Annotated in this window: 15 protein-coding genes; 4 read left to right on the forward strand and 11 right to left on the reverse strand. The window is 75.3% G+C overall.

What is annotated here, in order from left to right; translation table 11 throughout:
• Nucleotides 1-58: 58 nt before the first annotated feature.
• Genes ND486_RS10810 through ND486_RS10820 form a run of 3 tightly spaced genes read right to left on the reverse strand, consistent with a single transcriptional unit; the run spans nt 59 to nt 3,490 of the window.
• Nucleotides 59-421, reverse strand: a complete 363-nt coding sequence (locus ND486_RS10810; RefSeq protein WP_139283056.1) for a hypothetical protein — start codon at nt 419-421, stop codon at nt 59-61.
• The gene (locus ND486_RS10815; RefSeq protein ID WP_251784224.1) at nt 418-3,210 is read right to left on the reverse strand and encodes an FtsK/SpoIIIE domain-containing protein; all 2,793 of its coding nucleotides are present in this window, start codon (nt 3,208-3,210) and stop codon (nt 418-420) included. The genes ND486_RS10810 and ND486_RS10815 overlap by 4 nt, the downstream gene beginning before the upstream one ends.
• A 19-nt stretch (nt 3,211-3,229) precedes the next feature.
• Complete coding sequence (locus ND486_RS10820; protein ID WP_020623160.1) at nt 3,230-3,490, reverse strand: hypothetical protein; 261 nt, start codon at nt 3,488-3,490, stop codon at nt 3,230-3,232.
• A 272-nt stretch (nt 3,491-3,762) separates the two neighbouring features.
• Here ND486_RS10820 and ND486_RS10825 point away from each other — a divergent pair, with 272 nt between their 5' ends.
• On the forward strand, nt 3,763-5,169 hold the full coding sequence (locus tag ND486_RS10825) for an Nramp family divalent metal transporter (RefSeq protein ID WP_251784226.1): 1,407 nt from the start codon (nt 3,763-3,765) through the stop codon (nt 5,167-5,169).
• Nucleotides 5,170-5,261: 92 nt separating this feature from the next.
• Here the strand turns inward: ND486_RS10825 and ND486_RS10830 are convergent, their stop codons facing one another.
• The 5 genes from ND486_RS10830 to ND486_RS10850 are packed head-to-tail and all read right to left on the reverse strand — an operon-like array spanning nt 5,262 to nt 9,496.
• On the reverse strand, nt 5,262-6,062 hold the full coding sequence (locus ND486_RS10830; RefSeq protein WP_251784228.1) for an MOSC domain-containing protein: 801 nt from the start codon (nt 6,060-6,062) through the stop codon (nt 5,262-5,264).
• Nucleotides 6,062-6,997 (reverse strand): ABC transporter substrate-binding protein, encoded by a 936-nt coding sequence (locus ND486_RS10835; protein WP_208824132.1) that lies wholly within the window; start codon nt 6,995-6,997, stop codon nt 6,062-6,064. The genes ND486_RS10830 and ND486_RS10835 overlap by 1 nt, the downstream gene beginning before the upstream one ends.
• Before the next feature lie 33 nt (nt 6,998-7,030).
• Nucleotides 7,031-7,750: an ABC transporter permease gene (locus tag ND486_RS10840; protein WP_251784230.1), complete on the reverse strand. Its 720-nt coding sequence runs from the start codon at nt 7,748-7,750 to the stop codon at nt 7,031-7,033.
• Nucleotides 7,747-8,400: an ABC transporter permease gene (locus ND486_RS10845; RefSeq protein ID WP_251784232.1), complete on the reverse strand. Its 654-nt coding sequence runs from the start codon at nt 8,398-8,400 to the stop codon at nt 7,747-7,749. Before ND486_RS10845 ends, ND486_RS10840 begins: the two co-directional genes overlap by 4 nt.
• 7 nt (nt 8,401-8,407) lie before the next feature.
• Nucleotides 8,408-9,496 carry an ABC transporter ATP-binding protein gene (locus tag ND486_RS10850; protein ID WP_251784235.1) on the reverse strand — a complete coding sequence of 363 codons (1,089 nt, stop codon included), beginning with the start codon at nt 9,494-9,496 and terminating at the stop codon, nt 8,408-8,410.
• Nucleotides 9,497-9,650: 154 nt separating this feature from the next.
• Here ND486_RS10850 and ND486_RS10855 point away from each other — a divergent pair, with 154 nt between their 5' ends.
• Both ND486_RS10855 and ND486_RS10860 read left to right on the forward strand, forming a co-directional pair.
• On the forward strand, nt 9,651-10,430 hold the full coding sequence (locus ND486_RS10855; RefSeq protein WP_251784237.1) for an LLM class F420-dependent oxidoreductase: 780 nt from the start codon (nt 9,651-9,653) through the stop codon (nt 10,428-10,430).
• A gap of 45 nt (nt 10,431-10,475) precedes the next feature.
• Complete coding sequence (locus ND486_RS10860; RefSeq protein ID WP_208824153.1) at nt 10,476-11,705, forward strand: acyl-CoA dehydrogenase family protein; 1,230 nt, start codon at nt 10,476-10,478, stop codon at nt 11,703-11,705.
• 39 nt (nt 11,706-11,744) lie between these two features.
• Here the strand turns inward: ND486_RS10860 and ND486_RS10865 are convergent, their stop codons facing one another.
• The 3 genes from ND486_RS10865 to ND486_RS10875 all read right to left on the reverse strand — a co-directional run bounded on the left by ND486_RS10865 (nt 11,745) and on the right by ND486_RS10875 (nt 17,352).
• A complete protein-coding gene (locus ND486_RS10865; RefSeq protein ID WP_251784245.1) occupies nt 11,745-14,537 on the reverse strand; it encodes an EAL domain-containing protein in 2,793 nt (930 codons plus the stop codon).
• A gap of 304 nt (nt 14,538-14,841) precedes the next feature.
• A complete protein-coding gene (locus ND486_RS10870; RefSeq protein ID WP_251784247.1) occupies nt 14,842-16,023 on the reverse strand; it encodes an NADP-dependent malic enzyme in 1,182 nt (393 codons plus the stop codon).
• Between the two features lie 282 nt (nt 16,024-16,305).
• Nucleotides 16,306-17,352 (reverse strand): serine protease, encoded by a 1,047-nt coding sequence (locus tag ND486_RS10875; RefSeq protein ID WP_251784250.1) that lies wholly within the window; start codon nt 17,350-17,352, stop codon nt 16,306-16,308.
• A gap of 125 nt (nt 17,353-17,477) precedes the next feature.
• Here ND486_RS10875 and ND486_RS10880 point away from each other — a divergent pair, with 125 nt between their 5' ends.
• The gene (locus ND486_RS10880; protein WP_251784252.1) at nt 17,478-18,098 is read left to right on the forward strand and encodes a histidine phosphatase family protein; all 621 of its coding nucleotides are present in this window, start codon (nt 17,478-17,480) and stop codon (nt 18,096-18,098) included.
• Nucleotides 18,099-18,118: the final 20 nt, after the last annotated feature.

The following is an 18,118-nucleotide window of genomic DNA, read 5'->3' on the forward strand; positions in this document are numbered from 1 at the left end:
GGGCTGCATCTCGGCGTATCCGGCCGGCGGCCGGGCCGGTGCGGCGTGCGGGGCGGGGTCAGTCGTCGTCGCGGCGCAGGCGGAACAGCCGCCGGTCGCCCGAGGAGCGCAGCTCGCGCAGGGCCTCGTCGGCGGCCTCCTCCAGCGCGGCGTGCTCGTCGGGGTCGGCCCGCAGGTCGGGCCGCGGCCGGGGCCGCCCCGGCTCCTCGGCCGACCACATCAGCTGCAACGCCGCCTCCCAGCGCAGCTCGAACATGCCGCGGGCCAGGGTGAGCCGGTCCGCGGCGTCGCGCAGCTCCCGCTCGGTGCCGCGCAGCTCGCGGCGCAGCTCCTCGGCCCGCCGGGCGTCACGTTCCCGCAGGTCGACGACGGCGCCGGCCAGCTCCGCCACCACCGCGCGGTAGCGCTCCACGGCACTCACACCCCACCTCCGGCGGCGGTGTCCGGGCCGCCCCCGCCCGCGTCGGTCAGGATGACCAGCTGCGGGCGGCCGTGCCGGGAGCGGTCGAGGAACAGCGCGCGCCCCGGCGTCGGCGTCCAGTCCAGCGGCTGTCCGCCCAGCAGCGGCACCAGGTCGGTGCCCTGCACGCCGGTCGCCACCCAGGCGCCCAGGTCGTCGATCGCCGCACCCGGCGGGGCCAGCAGCGTCTTCAGCCGCTGCGCGCCCTGCCACCAGCCCAGCACGTGCACCCCGACCCCGGGCCCGTGGCGCAGCAGCGCCCGCAGGTCCTCGGTGCCGGTGCGGTCCAGCATCGACTCCGCCGCGTCGGCGCCGAACACCACGACCAGCAGCGACGCGTGTCCCCCACCGCCGCCCGACGCGGCCCGGGCGCGGACCGTCGCCGCCAGCTCGGTTACGCGGGCGGCGAACCCGTCGGCGGACACCTTCTCCACCGTGCCGGGCAGGTCCGGGGCGAGCGCGCCCGCGGCCGCCGCCGCGTCCGGGGCCAGCGGCACGAGCAGGATCTGCGCGCCGGCCGGGTCGGGCAGCGACGCCGCCACCGCGCGGACGGCCGAGCACAGCAGCGGGACCGCGACGCGGGCGTCGGGCCCGATCACCCCGAGGTTGCGGCCGGGGCCGTCGGACAGCTCGGCGGCCGCGGGGCTGCCGTGCACGTCGACGAACTGCCCGACCAGCGCGCGCGGCACGCCGTCGGCGGGCAGCCGGGCGGCCAGTGCGTCGTGGGAGGGGGCGCGGGCGCCGTCGAAGACGACCGGCTCCGGGGTGTCGGGGAAGTCGGTGAACGCGGTGACCTGGACGTCGCGGACCACCGGGCCGCCCGCCTCGGGCAGCCGGACCACATGGTTGCCGTGCGCGACGCCCGAGTCGTGGTTGACGATCGCGTGCCAGCGCGGGAGCGCCAGCGCGGCCTCGTTGTCCTGGGCGAGGATCCGCCGCGCGCGGGGCAGCGCGATCCGCAGCACGAACTGCTCGAAGATCGCCGAGCGGCCCCACAGCGCGTCGATGCCGGAGACGTCCTGGCTGGCCAGGACCAGGTGCACGCCCTGCGAGCGGCCGCGCCGGGCGACGTCCTCCAGCAGCGCGGTCGCCTCGGCGCTGACGGCGTCGCGACCGGTGAACAGGAACTGGAACTCGTCGATGACCGCGACGATCCGCGGCAGCCGCAGGTCGGGACGTTCCACCCGGAGCTCGGCCAGCTTGGTCGCGCCGTGCCGGCGGGCGGCCTCGGCGCGGCTGCGCATGACCTCGGACAGGTGGCGCAGCAGTGCCAGCCCGAACTCCCGGTCGGTGTTGATGTTGACGCCGATCAGCCGGGCCTGCGGGAGCCGATCGGCGCGGTGGCCGTCGGGGTCCGGGGCGAACGGGGTGAACGACACCCCCTCCTTGAAGTCGAGCAGGTACAGCTCGACCTCGTCCGGGCCGTAGTGCGCGGCGAGACCGGCGATCCAGGCCAGCAGCAGGTTCGTCTTGCCCGACCCGCTGGGCCCACCGACGAGCGCGTGCGGGGAGTGGTCGTCGAGGCTCAGCTCGGCGGGGATGCCGTCCTCGTGCCCGACGACGACCTTGAGCCCGTCGTGCGAGCGGCCCTCGCCGCGCCGCCGGGGCAGCATGTCCTTGAACGCGCCCAGCCGTCCGCGCCACTGCTCGTGCCCGGCGGCGATCGCCTCGCACACCGCGGTGACGTCGTCGGCCGGTACCGGCGGGTCCGGCTCGACGAGCACGTGCGGCCCGGTCACCGAGGTCCGCACCGGGACCGGCATCCGGTCGTCGGCCGGGTCGACGCCCGGCGGGTCCCCGAAGTCGACGGTCTCCACCGGACGCGGCAGGGCCGCCGGCACGTCGAGCAGCACCAGCTGCACCCCGGCCGCGACACCGCCGCGCGCCACCCGCTGCAGCTGGCGCAGCTCGGCCTCGGGCAGCTCGCGGCCGTTGCCGACGAGCACCGCCACCAGCCACGCCTCGGGCCGCTCCCCCGTGCGGTCGGCGAGCTCGCGCAGCGAGGTGGCGCCGTCGGCGAGCACCCGGGTCTGCACCCGGCGGATCCGGTCCGCGAGCTGGTCCAGCAGCCGCCCCAGCCGGGTCGGGTCGTGCACGGTCAGCAGCCCGGTGCGGGTCAGCGGGTACAGCCCCGGCAGGGCGCCTGCGAGCTGGCCGACGTCCCAGACGTGCACGTTCACCGCGCCGGGCCGGAAGTACCGCACGGTGCGCAGGACCAGCTGCTCGACCATCGCCTCGGCCCGGTCGCGGGAGCGTGGCGTCGACACCACCTGCAGGTGCGCGCCGTCGAGCAGCGGGACCGCGACCCGGAACGGGGCACCGCCCTCCACCGAGCCGGTGCCCAGCACCCACATCTCCGGGACCGGGCCGGTCGGCTCGACGGCGCCCGCGACCGGCCTCCAGTCCGCCGGGGCGTCCCCGGCGGCGCCGGGGGTGGCGTCGGCGACGATCTCCGACAGTGTCTGCGGCGAGTCGCCCTGCCAGCGGTCGAACACATGCGCCCGGTCCTCGGCGACCCGGGCGAGGACGCCCGCGAGCCGCGGGTTGCCGAGCACCCGGGCCAGCCCCGGGTCGCGGCGCGCGGCGTCGTGCCCGGTCTCGCGCAGCCACAGCTCCGCCATGACCTCGGCGTGCCGGGCCGCAGCCCGGTCGCGGCGGCCCTCCGCCGCACCCAGGGCCCGCGACGCCGCCCGGTGGAACCCGTCGAAGGCGGACCGGATCCGCTCGCGACGGTTCGGACGACGTGCCATCAGGGGCGGGCGGGCGCGGTCAGAGCCGCGAGGCGACGTCGTCGGCGGACTGCATGGCGATGTGCAGGGCCTGCTCGACCTCGTCGATCTTCTCCGACGCGGCGGCGAAGCGGGCGCGGGCGTCGTCGGCGTCGTTCTGGGCGGTGCCGTAGATGTTCTGCGAGAACGCGGCGCCGGCCTCCTCGATGGCCTGGCGGGCGTGCCGCAGCGCGCCGAGGCTCTCGGTGGCCTGCTGGTTGGCCCGCCCGATCCCGGCCCGGATCTCGTCGATGTTCGCCATGCCCACCCTCCGTGCGTGCGCGTGCGGCGACCGTGACCCGGCCGACGCCGCGGCCAATCTATCGGCCGGTCCCGGTACCCGTTCATGGTGCGCCGGGCGTGCACCGCCTGCAACGGCGGGTGCGCCGTGCGTCGTAGCCCGTCGCCGCGATCGGGGGGTCCGATACGTCCGTTCGTGACCCTTCCGCGCTGGAATGCACCGCCCCGCTCGCCTAGCGTGCTCGGCGAACCCGCGCGATCCCTCCCACGACGCCGTGATCGGAGACTGTGACGATGGCCTCCCCCGGTCCGCAGACGGACTTCCTCGAACCCCCCACCGGCGCGCGGAGGATCCGCTCGATCGGGCCGGGCCTGCTCGCCGCGGCGACCGGCGTCGGCGCGGGCGACCTCGTCGCGACGATGGTGGCGGGGGCGTCGTTCGGGACGGTGCTGCTGTGGGCCGCCGTCGTCGGGACCCTGGTCAAGCTCGCGCTCGGCGAGGCCGTCGGTCGCTGGCACCTCGGTTCCGGCGCGACCATGCTCGACGGCTGGCGGCGGCTGGGCTACTGGGCGACGGGCTTCTTCGGCGTCTACATCGTGGTGTGGGGCTTCGTCTACGGCGCCACCGCGATGTCGGCGGTCGGCCTGCCGCTGAACGCGCTGTTCGGCGGGCTGCCGGTCGGCGGATGGGCGGCGATCGCGGGCGTCGTCGGGCTGGCGCTGGTGTGGGTGCAGCGCTACCACGCGTTCGAGAAGTTCATGACGGTGCTCGTGCTGATCAAGTTCGCGACGGTCGTGTTCGTCGCGATCCTGGTCGGCCCGGATCTGCCCGCGCTGGCGAGCGGCCTGGTCCCCCGGCTGCCCGAGGGGTCCACGGTCTACGTCCTCGGCCTGATCGGCGGCGTCGGCGGGACGATCACCATGGCCGCCTACGGCTACTGGCTGTTCGCGAAGGGCTGGAAGGGCCCGAAGTGGCTGTCGATGATGCGGCTGGACAACGCGACCGGCTACATCATGACCGGCATCTTCGTGGTCTCGATGCTCGTCGTCGGGTCCACGATCCTGCTCGGGGAGAACCTCACCGAGTCCGACAGCGGGCTGCTCACCCTCGCCGACCGGCTCGGCGCCCTCTACGGCGAGCCGGTGCGGATCCTGTTCCTGGTCGGCTTCCTGTCGGTCACCTTCACCTCGCTGCTGGGCGTGTGGAACGGCGTGTCGCTGCTGTTCACCGACTGGGTGCGGGCGATCCGCCTGCCGCACGGCGCGAAGGCCGCGATCGGCCCGGACGTCGAGAACGCCGTCGTCGCCGGGGAGCGCACCGCCGCCGGGGGCGCCGGGAGTACGGCCGTCGGGGACACGGCCGCTGCCGGGGACGAGCGCGGCGACGGGCCCGGGCGGCCGGGCGCCTACGAGGCGGCACGCGCGGAGCGTTCGCTGCCCTTCCGCGGGTACCTGCTGTGGCTGACGTTCCCACCGATGGCGCTGCTGCTGATCGGGCGGCCGTTCGCGCTGACCCTGGTCTACGGGGTGCTGGGCTCGTTCTTCATGCCGTTCCTGGCGGTGACGCTGCTCCTGCTGCTGAACACCTCGATGGTGGCCCGCGAGGCGCGCTCGCGCTGGCTGTCCAACGCGGTCCTGGGGATCTCGTCGGTGCTGTTCGCGGTCCTGCTGGTCACCGACGTGTACTCGCGCCTCACCTGACCCGCCGCGGCGCCCGCAGCTCCCTTCCTCCTCGCACGAACGGGCCCCTCGTACGACAGGTTCGTACGAGGGGCCCGTTCGTGCGCCCGGGGTCAGGTCACGTCGAGCGGGTCGCCGAGGCGCAGGGTGCCGGTGCGCTCGACGCGGGCGTACAGGCCCGCGCAGGGCAGCACCCCGAAGCCGTCGACCTCGACGCGGTTGCGGTCGGCCGGCCCGCGCAGGGCGTGCGGGGCGCGGGGCAGGTCGCCGTGCTCCAGCGTCGGCACGGAGCAGCGCGGGGTCGGCAGGGTCGGGACCAGGACGACCTCGCCCAGGGTGAGCCGGCGCCCGAGCCAGCCGTTCTCCACGAACGGCTCGGTGCCCGGCGGCGTCGCGACGACGACGTTGGGCCGGTAGCGCAGCGCCTCGACACCGAGCGCGTCCAGCGTCGCGGTGGTGATCAGGTGCACCGGCGAGTGGTCGACGAACCGGCCACCGGGAGTGCCCTGGGCGATCTCCAGGGTCGGCGCGTCGACGTCCGCGTCCAGGCCGTGGGCCAGCACGTCCTCGGGGTCCGGCCGCTCGACGACGGCGCCGTCGGCCCGTTGCCGAGCGACGACCACGGGCCGGCCGAGCAGCTCGGCGAGCGGCCCGGCGGCCTGCCCGGCGTCGACGGTGCGGCCGTCGGGCAGCGTGACCCGCACGTCGTCGCCGACGCCCGCGGAGGTGCACGTCAACAGGCGTCGCCAGTGCCGGGGCTGCTTGGCCGTCGCGACCCGGCCGGTGTCCGGGTCGGTCAGGGCGAGCGCCCGGTCGCCGACGACGCCGTGCGTGTCGAGATCGAGGGCGGCGAGGTCCTCCCCCAGCATCGACTTCACGGGGTAGCGGTGCAGGGACAGGACCTCGCCGGCCATCAGAGCAGGCCCTGTGCGGTCAGCCAGTTCTTCGCCACGGTGTCGACCGACGGCTTGTCCGGCGCGGCGGCGGCCTCGTTCAGGCCGAGCAGCTCCTGCGTGGTCAGCTTCGCCGAGACCGCGTTCAGGATCTCGGTGACCTGCGGGGTCGCCTTCTCCTTGTTGATCAGCGGTACGACGTTCTGCGCGGCGAAGTTGTTCTGCGGGTCGGTGAGGACCACGAAGTCGTTCTCCGGGATCGCCGCGTCGGTGGTGAACAGGTCCGCGGCCTGCACGTCGCCGTTCTTCAGCGCCGCGACGGTCAGCGGGCCGCCGGCGTCGAGCGAGCGGTAGGACTTGAACGAGCAGTTGTAGGTCTTCTGGATGCCGGGGATGCCGTCGGGACGGGTCTGGAACTCCGGCGGGCCGCCGAACACGAGCTCACCGCAGCGCGACGCGATGTCGGCGATCGAGGTCGCGTTCAGCCGCTGCGCGGTCTCCCTCGTGACGACGACGGCGTCCTTGTCCTCGGCCTCGGCCCGGTTCAGCACGGTCAGCGTCGGGGCCGCGGTGTTCAGCGTGGACTGCAGCGCGGTGTAGACCTCGTCCGGCTCGGTCTGCGCGGCGTTCTTGTCCAGGTACTGCAGCAACGTGCCGCTGTAGTCCGGGATCAGGTCGATCGAGCCGTCCTTGAGCGCCGGCACGTAGGCCTCGCGGGACCCGATCGGCGGCCGGGTCTCGACCGTGACGCCCTTGGCCTGCAGCGCCTGGGCGAACACCGAGGACAGGATCTGGCTCTCGGTGAAGTTCGCGGCGCCGACGACGACGGTGTTCTGGTCGCCCGAGCCGGACTGGCCGCCCCCGGCGAGGGGGTCGGAGCCCCCACCGCAGGCGGTCAGCGCGAACGCGGCGGTCACCGTCGCGGCGACGGCGGTCAGCAGACGGGTGCGTCTCATGGTGGGTGTCCTCTCGGGGACGTGCGGGGTGGGTCAGGCCGCTTCGCGGACGGGTTCGGGACGGGTGGGCACCGCGCGCAGCCGGCGCGGTGCGGTCCGGCCGGTGGCCTGCAGGCCGGGCGAGACGATCAGCTTCTGCAACCCGCCCAGGAGCAGGTCGGCGACGATCGCGAGCAGCGCGACCAGGATCGAGCCACCGATCATCATGCCGAAGTTGCGCTGACCGAGGCCGTCGATGATGAAGCGGCCGAGCCCGCCGAGCGAGACGTAGGCGGCGATGGTCGCGGTCGCGATGACCTGCAGGGTCGCGCTGCGCAACCCGCCGATGATCAGCGGCAGCGCGTTGGGGAGCTCGACCTTCCACAGCACCTCGGGCCCGCGCATGCCCATCCCGGTGGCGGCGTCGACCACGGCCGGGTCGACGTTGCGGATGCCGGCGTAGGTGCCGGCGAGCACCGCGGGCACCGCCAGCACGATGAGGGTGATGATCGGGCCGACCAGCGACAGCCCGACCAGCGTCGTGATCAGCACCAGCAGGCCCAGTGTGGGCAGGGCGCGCAGCCCGTTCGCCAGGCCGACGACGAGGAAGCCGCCGCGGCCGGTGTGCCCGATCCAGGCGCCCAGCGGCACCGCGATCACCACCGCGACCAGCAGGGTCAGCGCGGTGTAGCCGAGGTGCTCGGCGAGCCGGGCGAGGACACCGGTCGATCCCTCCCAGTTCGCGCCGTCGAACAGCCAGCCGAAGTTGGTCATGCCCCCGCCTTCCCGGTACGGGCCCGCTGCCAGGGGGTGAGCAGCCTGCCGCCGAGCAGCAGGGCCGAGTCGACGACGAGCGCGAGCAGCAGCACCAGCACGATGCCGGAGACGATCTGGGCGTCGTTGCTGCGGTTGAAGCCCTCGGTGAACAGCAGGCCGAGCCCGCCGAAGCCGATCACAGCACCCACCGTGACCAGGCTGATCGTGGACACCGCGGCGACCCGCAGGCCGGCCACGATCACCGGCACGGCGAGCGGCAGCTCGACGCCGACGAAGCGCCGGACCGGGGTGTAGCCCATCGCGTTCGCCGCGTCGACGACGTGGCCCGGCACCGCGGACAGCGCGTCGGACACGGTCCGCACGAGCAACGCGACGGTGTAGACCGTCAGCGCGACGATCACATTGACCGGATCGAGGATCTGGGTGCCGAGCAGCGGCGGCATGAACACGAACAGCGCCAGCGACGGGACCGTGTAGAGCAGCCCGGCGGCGTTGGTCATGATCGTGCGCAGCGTCGCGTTGCGGTTGGCGACCCAGCCCAGCGGGATCGCGAACACCAGCCCGAGCAGCACCGGGACCAGGGCGTAGACGACGTGTTCGCCGAGCGCGTCGAGCACGTCGCCGAGGTTGGCGAGGAACCAGTTCATGGCGGCCTCAGGCGGCGTGGTGCTCGGCGGAGTCGCGGGCGGCCGGCAGCGCCTGCAGCACCGAGTCCGCGGTCACCGACCCGGCGACGCGTCCCTCGGCGTCGACCGCGACGCCCTGACCGGACGGTGAGGACAGTGCCGCGTCCAGCGCGCCGCGCAGCGAGCCCGACCCGACGGCGTAGAGCGACCCGCCCGGGACGATGGCCTCCTCGGTCACCCGGCCCTCACCGGCCTCGACCCAGCCCAGCGGCCGGGCGGAGCCGTCGACGACGACCGACCAGCCGTCGTCGGGGAGGGGGTCGCCGACCGAGAGCACCGGCAGCGACCCGATCGGGATGGTGTCCGAGGACAGGAAGCCCAGGCCCCGGTAGCCGCGGTCGCGGCCGACGAAGTTGTCGACGAAACCGTCGACCGGGCGGGACAGCAGCACGCCCGGCTCGTCGTACTGGGCGAGCTTTCCGCCGACCCGGAACACCGCGACCTTGTCGCCGAGCTTGATGGCCTCGTCGATGTCGTGGGTGACGAACACGATGGTCTTGCCGAGCTCGGACTGCAGCCGCAGCAGCTCCTCCTGCAGGCTCTCCCGGACGATCGGATCCACCGCGGAGAACGGCTCGTCCATCAGCAGCACGGGCGGGTCGGCGGCGAGCGCGCGGGCCACGCCGACGCGCTGCTGCTGGCCGCCGGACAGCTGCGCCGGGTAGCGCCGGGCCATCGAGGTGTCGAGGCCGACGATCTCCATCAGCTCCATCGCCCGGTCCCGCGCGGCCTTCTTGCTGCTCCCGACGAGCATCGGCACGGTCGCGATGTTGTCGACGATCGTGCGGTGCGGGAACAGCCCGGCCTGCTGGATGACGTAGCCGATGCCCCGGCGCAGCTCGGCCGGGTCGGCGGACAGCACGTCGCGCCCGTCGACGCGCAGCTCACCGCCGGTGGGCTCGATCATCCTGTTGATCATGCGGAGGGAGGTCGTCTTGCCGCAGCCGGACGGGCCCACGAAGACCGTGATCCGCCCCTGCTCCGCGACGAGGTCGAGCTCGTCGACCGCGACCGTCCCGTCCGGGAAGCGCTTCGTGACGCCCCGGAACTCGATCATCGGCGGTTCCCCCTGCCGTCGCGCGGGACCCCTGCTCCCCGCTTGGTCGCAGCACACTAACCCGGTCGTGCGCGACGGGCGAGCGGTCGACCGCAGGTCACCGGCACCCCGTCGCGCTTGACCTGCAGTCCGGTTCAGCACCGACGCTGCGCACATGACCCTGACCACTGCCCTGGGCCCGCTCGGCGTCGCCACCGGACCCGCTCCCGCCGACGCCGCGGCCCTGGAGGACGCCGGTGCCCGCACCCTGTGGCTCGCCGGTGGCGCGATCGACCGGCTCGACCGGCTGACCGCGCTGCTCGACGGCACCCGGGACGCCGTCGTCGTCCCGGGGATCGTGCCGACCGGGCGGTACCCGGCGTCGGCGGTCGCCGCAGTGCACGCCGACGCGGCCCGCCGTCGTCCCGGGCGCTACCTCACCGGGCTGGGCGCGCCCCAGCAGCCGCGGGCGCTGGAGGCGCTGCACCGCCACCTCGACGAGCTCGACGCACTCGGGCTGCCCTCCTCCGAGCGGCTGCTGGCCGCGCTCGGACCGCGCAAGCTCGACGTCGCCCGCACCCGCTGCGCCGGGGCGGTGACGCTGCTGGTCACCCCGGAGCACACCGCGCGGGCGCGGGCGGCGCTGGGCCCGGACCGGCTGCTCGCGGTGATGCTGCCGACCGTGCTCGGGACCGACCGGACAGCCCTGCGCGAGCTGGCCGGGTTCCTGCTCGGCGTGCCGGGCTACCGCGCCGCCGTCCGCGGGCTGGGGTTCACCGACGCCGAGGTCGACGCCCGCGCCGACCGGCTGCTCGACGCCGTCTCCGCCCGCGGCGGCGTCGAGGACATCGCCGCCCGGGTCGCCGAGCACCGGGCCGCGGGCGCCGACCACGTGGTGCTCAGCCCGGTCGGGGACCCGGCGGCCGGTGCGGCGCTGCTGCGCGCCCTGCGGTAGGCGCCCTGCCGTGCGGCCGGTGCGCCGCGGCGGAACAGTGGGGTCATGCCGAAGGAGCCCACGCGCCTGCCGAAGCCCGAACTGGACCTCGACCCGGACCACCCGCACGTCGCGGACTGGTTCCACTACGCCGACCTGCTCACCGACGCCGAGCGCGCCGACCTGCGCCGGGTGCGGGAGTTCCTGCGTGCCGAGGTCGCCCCCGTCGTGCTCGACGCCTGGGACCGCGCCGAGTTCCCGATGCAGCTCGTGAAGGGCTTCGCGGGCCTCGACCTCGCGGGGGCCGGCTACGCCGACCCGCCGGCGTCGCGGCTGTTCCTGGGGTTCCTGCACGCCGAGATCTCCCGGGTGGACCCGTCGGTCAACAGCTTCTACGGCGTCCACACGGGTCTCGCGATGGGCTCGATCCACGCCGGCGGCACGCCCGAGCAGCGCGAGCGCTGGCTGCCCGCGATGTCCCGGATGGACTCGATCGGTGCGTTCGGGCTGACCGAGCCGCACGGCGGGTCCGACGTGGCCGGTGGCATGGAGACCACCGCCACCCGCGACGGCGACGAGTGGGTCCTCGACGGCGAGAAGCGCTGGATCGGCAACGCCACCTTCGCCGACCTGATCATCGTGTGGGCCCGCGACACCGACCCGGACGCCGGCGGCGCGGTCCGCGGGTTCGTCGTGCCGTCGCCGTCGGAGGGCATGACGATCACGAAGATCGAGGGCAAGCAGTCGCTGCGGATCGTGCAGAACGCCGACATCCTGCTCGACCGGGTCCGGGTGCCGGAGTCGCACCGGCTCTCCGGCGGCTCGGGCACCTTCCGCGACGCCGGCCTGGTCCTGCAGCGCACCCGGGCCAACGCCGCCTGGGGTGCGGTCGGGGTGCAGATGGCCGCCTACGAGCTGGCGCTGTCCTACGCCGCCCAGCGGGAGCAGTTCGGCCGCCCGATCGGCGGGTTCCAGCTGATGCAGGACCTGCTGGTGCGGATGCTCGGCAACGTGAGCGCCTCGCTGGGGATGGCGGTCCGCAACGCCCAGCTGCTCGACGAGGGCCGGGGCTCGGACGCGCACTCGTCGCTGGTGAAGGAGTTCTGCGCGACCCGGATGCGCGAGACCGTCGCGCTCGGGCGTCAGCTCGTGGGCGGCAACGGGGTGGTGCTGGAGAACCGGATCGCGAAGTACTTCGCCGACGCCGAGGCGATGTTCTCCTTCGAGGGCACCCGGGAGATGAACACGCTGATCGTCGGGAAGGCGATCACGGGGCAGAGCGCGTTCGTGCGGTGACGACGGCGGTCGCGCCCGCGGCGGGCGGGCGCGACCGGCTCACCAGACGCCCGGGGTCCCGTCGGCCGGGGTCGCGCTCGTCGCCGGGGTGGGCAGGCCGCCGCCGCGCAGCACCCGGTGCAGGTCGTCGGGGCGCAGCGAGCGGGCGAACAGCCAGCCCTGGAACGCGTCGACCCCGAGGCCGCGCAGGACGTGGAACTGCTCGGCGGTCTCGACGCCCTCGGCGACGGTCTTGCGGCCCATCGCGCGCGCGACCTCGACGACGGCGCGGGCCAGCGCGAAGTCGGCCGGGTCGGTGCCGACGCCGGTGACGAAGGCGCGGTCGACCTTGACCGTCTGCGCCGGGAGCTCCTTGAGCCGGGCCAGCGACGAGTAGCCGGTGCCGAAGTCGTCGACGGCGAAGCGGACGCCGCGGTGCACGAGCTCGCTCATCGCGTCCAGCGCGGGGCGCGGCAGCGCGACCAGGCTGGTCTCGACGAGCTCGAGCACCAGCTGGTTCCACGGCAGCCCGGCGCCCTCGACGATGGCCGTGACGTCGGCCAGGAACGACGGGTCGGCCGGCAGCAGCCCGGCCAGGTTCACCGCGACGGCAACGGCCTGTCCGGCACGGGGCCAGGTCGCGGCCTCGGTGGCCGCGGTGCGCAGCACCCACAGGTCCAGTTCGCGCTGCAGGCCGCCGCGCTGGGCGACCGGCAGGAACTCGCCGGGCGAGACCTCGCCGTGCACCGGGTGCGACCAGCGCAGCAGCGCCTCGGCGGACAGCACGGTGCCGTCCGGTGCGACGACCGGCTGGTACTCCAGGCGCAGCGCGTCGCCCTCGATCGCGGCGCGCAGCTCGGCCTCCAGCTCCAGCTGGCGGCGCGCCGGGACGACGGCGCCCCGCTCGGCGACGGCGACCGTGCCGCGTCCGCGCTGCTTGGCCTCGCGCACCGCGACCTCGGCCGAGCGCAGCAGATCGTCGCCGCGGGGGCCGCGGGCGTCGGCCTGCGGGCCGGCCACGGCGGCGTCCCGACCGGCGACGCCGACCGAGGCGGTCAGCGTGATCGGGCTGCCGGCCACGGTGACGTCGCCGCGCAGCAGCCCGGCGACGACGGCGGCGAGCGCCTGCGGTCCGCCGACCTCGTCGACGTCGGCGCAGACCACCGCGAACTCGTCGGCCGACAGCCGCCCGGCCGTGCAGTGGTACGGCAGCTCGCGCTGCAGCCGCCCGGCCAGCTCGACGAGCAGGGTGTCACCGGCGTCGTGGCCGAGGCCGGTGTTGACGCGGGCGAAGTCGTCGACGTCGCCGCAGACCACGGCGACCCGGCCGGCGTCCGGCCCGGCCAGCAGCCGGTCGGCGAGCTCCAGCAGCCCGGCCCGGTTGGGCAGCCGGGTCAGCGGGTCGACGGTGTCGGCCTCGCGGAGCACGTCGGCGGCGCGGCGGCGCTCCCCCACGTCGGTGACGACGAGCAGCCAGAAGGGGCGGCCGTCGTCGGAGGGCGCGGCGTTGACCACGACCTCGCAGTCGACCCGGGTCCCGTCGGCGCGCAGCAGCGGCAGCGACTCGATCCGGTAGGTCGGCTCGGGATGCGACGGGTCGCGCAGCCAGTCCGGCAGGCCGCCGCGGCCGTCGGACTGGGGCTCGGCGGACAGGCTGCGTGCCGGGACGCCGCGCAGGGTCTCCAGGTCGGCGTCGAGCAGCTGGCAGAGCGCCGGGTTGGCGTCGACGATCCGGCCGCGGCCGTCGAGCATCGCGACGCCCGTGGTGATGGTGGCGACGAGGTCGGCGAACCGCTGCCCGGAGCGCTGCGCGCGGGACTCGGCCCGGCGCCGGTCGGACACGTCCTGCACGGTCCCGATCAGGCGCAGCGGGGCACCACCGGGGGTGCGGTCGATCCGGGTGCGGCACGACAGCACCGCGCCGCCCTCGGGGCGGATCTCGGAGCTGTGCGCGGTGGTGGGCTCCGGTGCGGCGTCCGGGCCGCGGCGCAGCATCCGGCAGACCCGCTCGACCTGCTCGCCCTCGATGGGGCCGTCCGGGCCGTCGGGGCGCACGCCGAGCGCGCGGTAGAGCTCGACGAGCCCCTCGCTGCGGGTCAGCGTCCCGGCCTGCAGGTCGAAGGTCCAGGTGCCGGAGCGGGTGGCGCGCTCGAGGTCGAGCGCGGGGGCCTCGTCCGACGGGGCGGGCGCGGCGTCGGGGAACGGGGTGAGCAGCACGACGGTGCGATCACCCGGCTGGTTCCAGCGGACGACCTTGACCCGGGCCAGGCGGCGGTCGGCACGGACCAGACGGGCGTCGGAGTCCGGGCCGACGAGCAGCTGCGGGAGCCGCATGCCGGTCGGGTCGGCGGAGCCGGCGAGGCGGCGGAGCGCGGCGTTGGTGTGGACGACGACGCCCCCGGCGTCGCAGACCATCGCGGGCGAGGGCGGGAGCTGCACCGCGGAGTGGTCGGCACCGTCGGCACCCGCGGCCCCGGACCCGGTGGTCCCCGGGCCGGGGGCCGCCTCGGCGACCGACGGGGCCGGGCCGGTCGGGCGCGGCGCACCGGGGAGGCGGCGGGCGCTGCCGAACGGCGGCTCCCCGAAGCCCGCGCCGGAGACCTCGGCGTCCGGCGCGGCGGCGAGGTTCAGGGCCTCCGCCCGGCCGAGGAGCGGCTCGTTCTCGGGAGCGGGCCGGGCGCGGCCCGCCGGGGTGCCACCGGGACCGGCGAAGGCCCGGGCGAGGTCACCGGCGAGACCGGGGTCCCGGTCCCTGTCGCGGCGGGCACCCGGTGCCTGCTCCGCGCGTCCACCGGCCGGGTCCCCGACCGATGCACCCGGACGGTGTCCCGCCCGCGATTCCTGCTCCGACACGCCCGCCTCCGTTCCGTTCGGCAGCTCCGTGGGGAACAACGAGCCACCGTGCCGGGCGATCCGGGCGGGTAGACCGATCGAGCCACCCGATACAGCGAGTGACGGGACCGTTCGGCCCAACGCCGTTGCTCTGCCCGTCACTCACGGGTGGTGACAGGTAGTCGCCGGAGGGTGAAGGGTGTGACGTGCTCGGCGAGCGGTGGCAACCGATCCGACCGTGTGTGTTCGACCGCTCACAGCGCGCCGTGCCGTTCGGCGCAGACCCCGGTCGCACACGTTTCGTAACCGGGGTTATGGCCGTCCGTCAGCCCGCGGTCACGCCGGCGTCGCCCGCGGCGCGGGCCACCGCCGCGGCGACGGCCGGTGCCACCCGCGGGTCGAACGGGCCGGGCACGATCTTCTGCGGGGACAGCTCGTCGGCGACGACGTCGGCGATGGCGCGGGCCGCCGCGACCTTCATGTCGTCGGTGATGCGACGGGCGTGCGCGTCCAGCGCGCCGCGGAAGATCCCCGGGAAGGCCAGCACGTTGTTGATCTGGTTCGGGAAGTCGCTGCGGCCGGTCGCGACGATCGCGGCGTGCCGGGCCGCGACGTCCGGGTGCACCTCGGGGTCGGGGTTGGACAGCGCGAAGACCATGCACTCCGGGGCCATCGTGGCCAGCAGCTCCTCGGGCAGCGTGGCGCTGGAGAGCCCGACGAACACGTCCGCACCGGCCAGGGCCTCGGCGATCCCGCCGGTGACCGCGCGCGGGTTGGTGACGGCGGCCAGCGCGGCCTTCTCCCCGCCGCGGCCGGCGTCGACGACCCCGCGCGAGTCGAGCAGCACGACGTCCGAGGCACCCGCGGTCAGCAGGATGCGTGCGCAGGCGATGCCCGCCGCGCCGGCCCCGGAGATCACGATGCGCAGGTCCGACAGCGAGCGGCCCTGCACCCGGCAGGCGCCGTCGAGGGCGGCGAGCAGCACGACGGCGGTGCCGTGCTGGTCGTCGTGCATGACCGGGCAGTCGAGCGCCTCGACCAGGCGGCGCTCCAGCTCGAAGCAGCGCGGCGCGGCGACGTCCTCGAGGTTGACCGCGCCGAAGGTCGGGCGCAGCCGGACCAGGGTCTCCACGATCTCGTCGACGTCGGTGGTGTCGAGCACCAGCGGGATCGAGTCGAGCCCGGCGAAGGACTTGAACAGCGCCGACTTGCCCTCCATCACCGGCAGCGACGCGCGCGGCCCGATGTCGCCGAGGCCGAGCACCGCGGTGCCGTCGCTGACGACGGCGACCAGCCGGTGCGCCCAGGTGTAGCGGGCGGCGAGCGAGGCGTCGTCGGCGATGGCGCGGCAGACGTCGGCGACACCGGGGGTGTAGGCGATCGACAGGTCGCGCTCGTCGGCCAGCGGCGCGGTCAGGCCGGTCGCGAGCTTGCCGCCCTCGTGCGCGCCGAACACCTCGTGCCGGTCGGGGGCGGAACGGGTGGTCGGGTCCTGGGCGAGCGTCATGGGAAGACTCCACGGGTGGTGCGGTACGAGAGCGGCGCACGGACGCGCCTGCCGTTGCACCGGGCGTCGCGGGTTGACGTCGACCTGCTCGCGGTGCCGGACGGCCATCCCGCGCGCAGCGCCGGGATAGGGGCGCCGAGCCGGGACGAGCTGTCGGATCTGGCGAGGAGTCTAACCGGGTGGACGCCGGGAACCGGTCACCCGGCGCGTCCGGAGTGGCCACCCGCACACCAACGGGCGTACGGATCACCGCACGCCCGTCCCGGGAGCCGTGTCAGCGGGTCAGCGCAGCGGCGCCGGGGTGAGGTCGGGCAGCGGGAGCGCGGGCAGCGACGGGCCGCTGGGCAGCTCGGTCAGCGGCAGCACACCGGGTGTGAACGGGACCCGGCCGGGGACGACCTCCAGGGCGCCGACCTCGCCGTAGCGCTGGGCGTAGGCCAGTGCCCGGGCGATGTCGGTGACCCCGTTGGTGTTGGTCGGCAGCATCAGGCTCGACAGCAGCCCGAACGCCCGGCCGCGCGCGTCGAGGTAGCCCGAGCCCGAGTCGCCCGGTACCCCCGGCGGCGTGGTGGAGACGACGTGCGTGCGCGGCCCCTCCGGCTGCCCGAGGCTCAGGCCCTGCTTGTACGGCGTCGCCACGAGCTGGTTGGGCTGGAAGCTGTAGACCTTCTCCCCCTGCTCGGTGCCGTCCGTGTCGAGCCCGGTCGGGCCGCCGAAGCCGGGGACCGTCGGGTCGGCGACGGCGACGGCCGCCGGGCTCAGCCGGATCAGCGAGAGGTCGTTGTAGAGGCACAGCTGCGGGTCGGTCTCGCCGCGGTCCTGCATGACCGCCCAGGAGTTGTAGGCGACCCGTCCGGTGTAGTTCTTCCCGTCGCGGCCGCGGATGCCGACCTCGATGCCCTCCGGCATGACCGGCTCACGGCAGCCGTCGACCGAGGACATCGCGTCCTCGCCCGCCATGCAGTGCGCGGCCGCGCCCAGGTAGAGCACCCCGGCCGGGGCGGCCTGGTGCTCGGCACCGCGGCCGCCGGGCTCGTCGCGGTGCCCGTCCTGCCCGGCGGCCGGGGTGTAGAGGAAGTTGGCCGTGCACAGCTCGGCGCCGCCGGTGACCGGGGTGGCGATCTGCACGCCCGGTCCGATCGCCCCGGCCTGCACCGCCGGGGCGGACGGGGCGGCCGTCGCGACGCCCGCGGCGGCGGGCGCGGTGAGCGCGGCGGTGACCGCCAGGCCGGCCGCGGCGGCGATCCCGGCGATGCGCCGCCGCGCGGGGCGGCGGGAGAACTGCGACGACATGACGCTCCTCGGCTCGTGGTCCGCCACGGATCCCATCCGATCCGGCCACCCTGCGGGTACGGCGCGCCCGGCGGACTGCCCGGTCGGGTCCGGATCCGACCCGACCGGGTGACGTGATCACCGCGAGCGTCCCGCAGCGTCCGCGACTAGCGTCGCCGCCCGTGAGCACCGACGCCGATCCGGACGGACGGATCCTCCTGCTGCGCCACGGCGAGACCGAGTGGTCGCGCACCGGGAAGCACACCGGCCGTACCGACGTCCCGCTGACCGACGAGGGCCGGGCCGCCGCCCGCCGGGTGCGCGACGCACTGGCCCTGGTCCGCCACGACGCCCCGCCCGCCCGGGTGCTTTGTTCCCCGCGCACGCGCGCGAGGGACACCGCCGAGCTGGCCGGGCTGCACGTGGACGCGGTCGACGACCGGCTCGTCGAATGGGACTACGGCGACAACGAGGGCTGGACCACGCCGCAGATCCGCGAGTCCCTGCCGGGCTGGACGATCTGGGACGGGCCGTGGCCCGGCGGCGAGACCCCCGGCGACGTCGCCGCGCGCGCCGACGCCGTGCTCACCGACGCGCGCGCCCTGCTCGGCGGCGGCGACGTCGTGCTCGTGGGACACGGCCACTTCTCCCGGGTACTGACGGCGCGCTGGATCGGGCTGCCCGCGAGTGGCGGTGTGCACTTCCGCATGGACCCGGCAGGGGTCAGCGTGCTGGGGTTCGAGCGCGGGGTCCCCCGCCTCGACCACGTCAACCAGCGCCCCACCCCCGCGGAGGACCAGTGAGCGTCCGTACGGCCACCCCC

The organism is Pseudonocardia sp. DR1-2 (assembly GCF_023717215.1).
In the GTDB taxonomy this organism is placed as follows: domain Bacteria; phylum Actinomycetota; class Actinomycetes; order Mycobacteriales; family Pseudonocardiaceae; genus Pseudonocardia; species Pseudonocardia alni.

Bases quoted from the DNA above. Each gene is read 5' to 3' on its own strand.
- ND486_RS10845 (WP_251784232.1), bottom strand. From the start codon at position 8,400: ATGAACTGGTTCCTCGCCAACCTCGGCGACGTGCTCGACGCGCTCGGC.
- ND486_RS10820 (WP_020623160.1), bottom strand. From the start codon at position 3,490: ATGGCGAACATCGACGAGATCCGGGCCGGGATCGGGCGGGCCAACCAG.
- ND486_RS10860 (WP_208824153.1), top strand. From the start codon at position 10,476: ATGCCGAAGGAGCCCACGCGCCTGCCGAAGCCCGAACTGGACCTCGAC.
- ND486_RS10825 (WP_251784226.1), top strand. From the start codon at position 3,763: ATGGCCTCCCCCGGTCCGCAGACGGACTTCCTCGAACCCCCCACCGGC.
- ND486_RS10815 (WP_251784224.1), bottom strand. From the start codon at position 3,210: ATGGCACGTCGTCCGAACCGTCGCGAGCGGATCCGGTCCGCCTTCGAC.
- ND486_RS10850 (WP_251784235.1), bottom strand. From the start codon at position 9,496: ATGATCGAGTTCCGGGGCGTCACGAAGCGCTTCCCGGACGGGACGGTC.
- ND486_RS10870 (WP_251784247.1), bottom strand. From the start codon at position 16,023: ATGACGCTCGCCCAGGACCCGACCACCCGTTCCGCCCCCGACCGGCAC.
- ND486_RS10835 (WP_208824132.1), bottom strand. From the start codon at position 6,997: ATGAGACGCACCCGTCTGCTGACCGCCGTCGCCGCGACGGTGACCGCC.
- ND486_RS10875 (WP_251784250.1), bottom strand. From the start codon at position 17,352: ATGGGATCCGTGGCGGACCACGAGCCGAGGAGCGTCATGTCGTCGCAG.
- ND486_RS10840 (WP_251784230.1), bottom strand. From the start codon at position 7,750: ATGACCAACTTCGGCTGGCTGTTCGACGGCGCGAACTGGGAGGGATCG.
- ND486_RS10855 (WP_251784237.1), top strand. From the start codon at position 9,651: ATGACCCTGACCACTGCCCTGGGCCCGCTCGGCGTCGCCACCGGACCC.
- ND486_RS10830 (WP_251784228.1), bottom strand. From the start codon at position 6,062: ATGGCCGGCGAGGTCCTGTCCCTGCACCGCTACCCCGTGAAGTCGATG.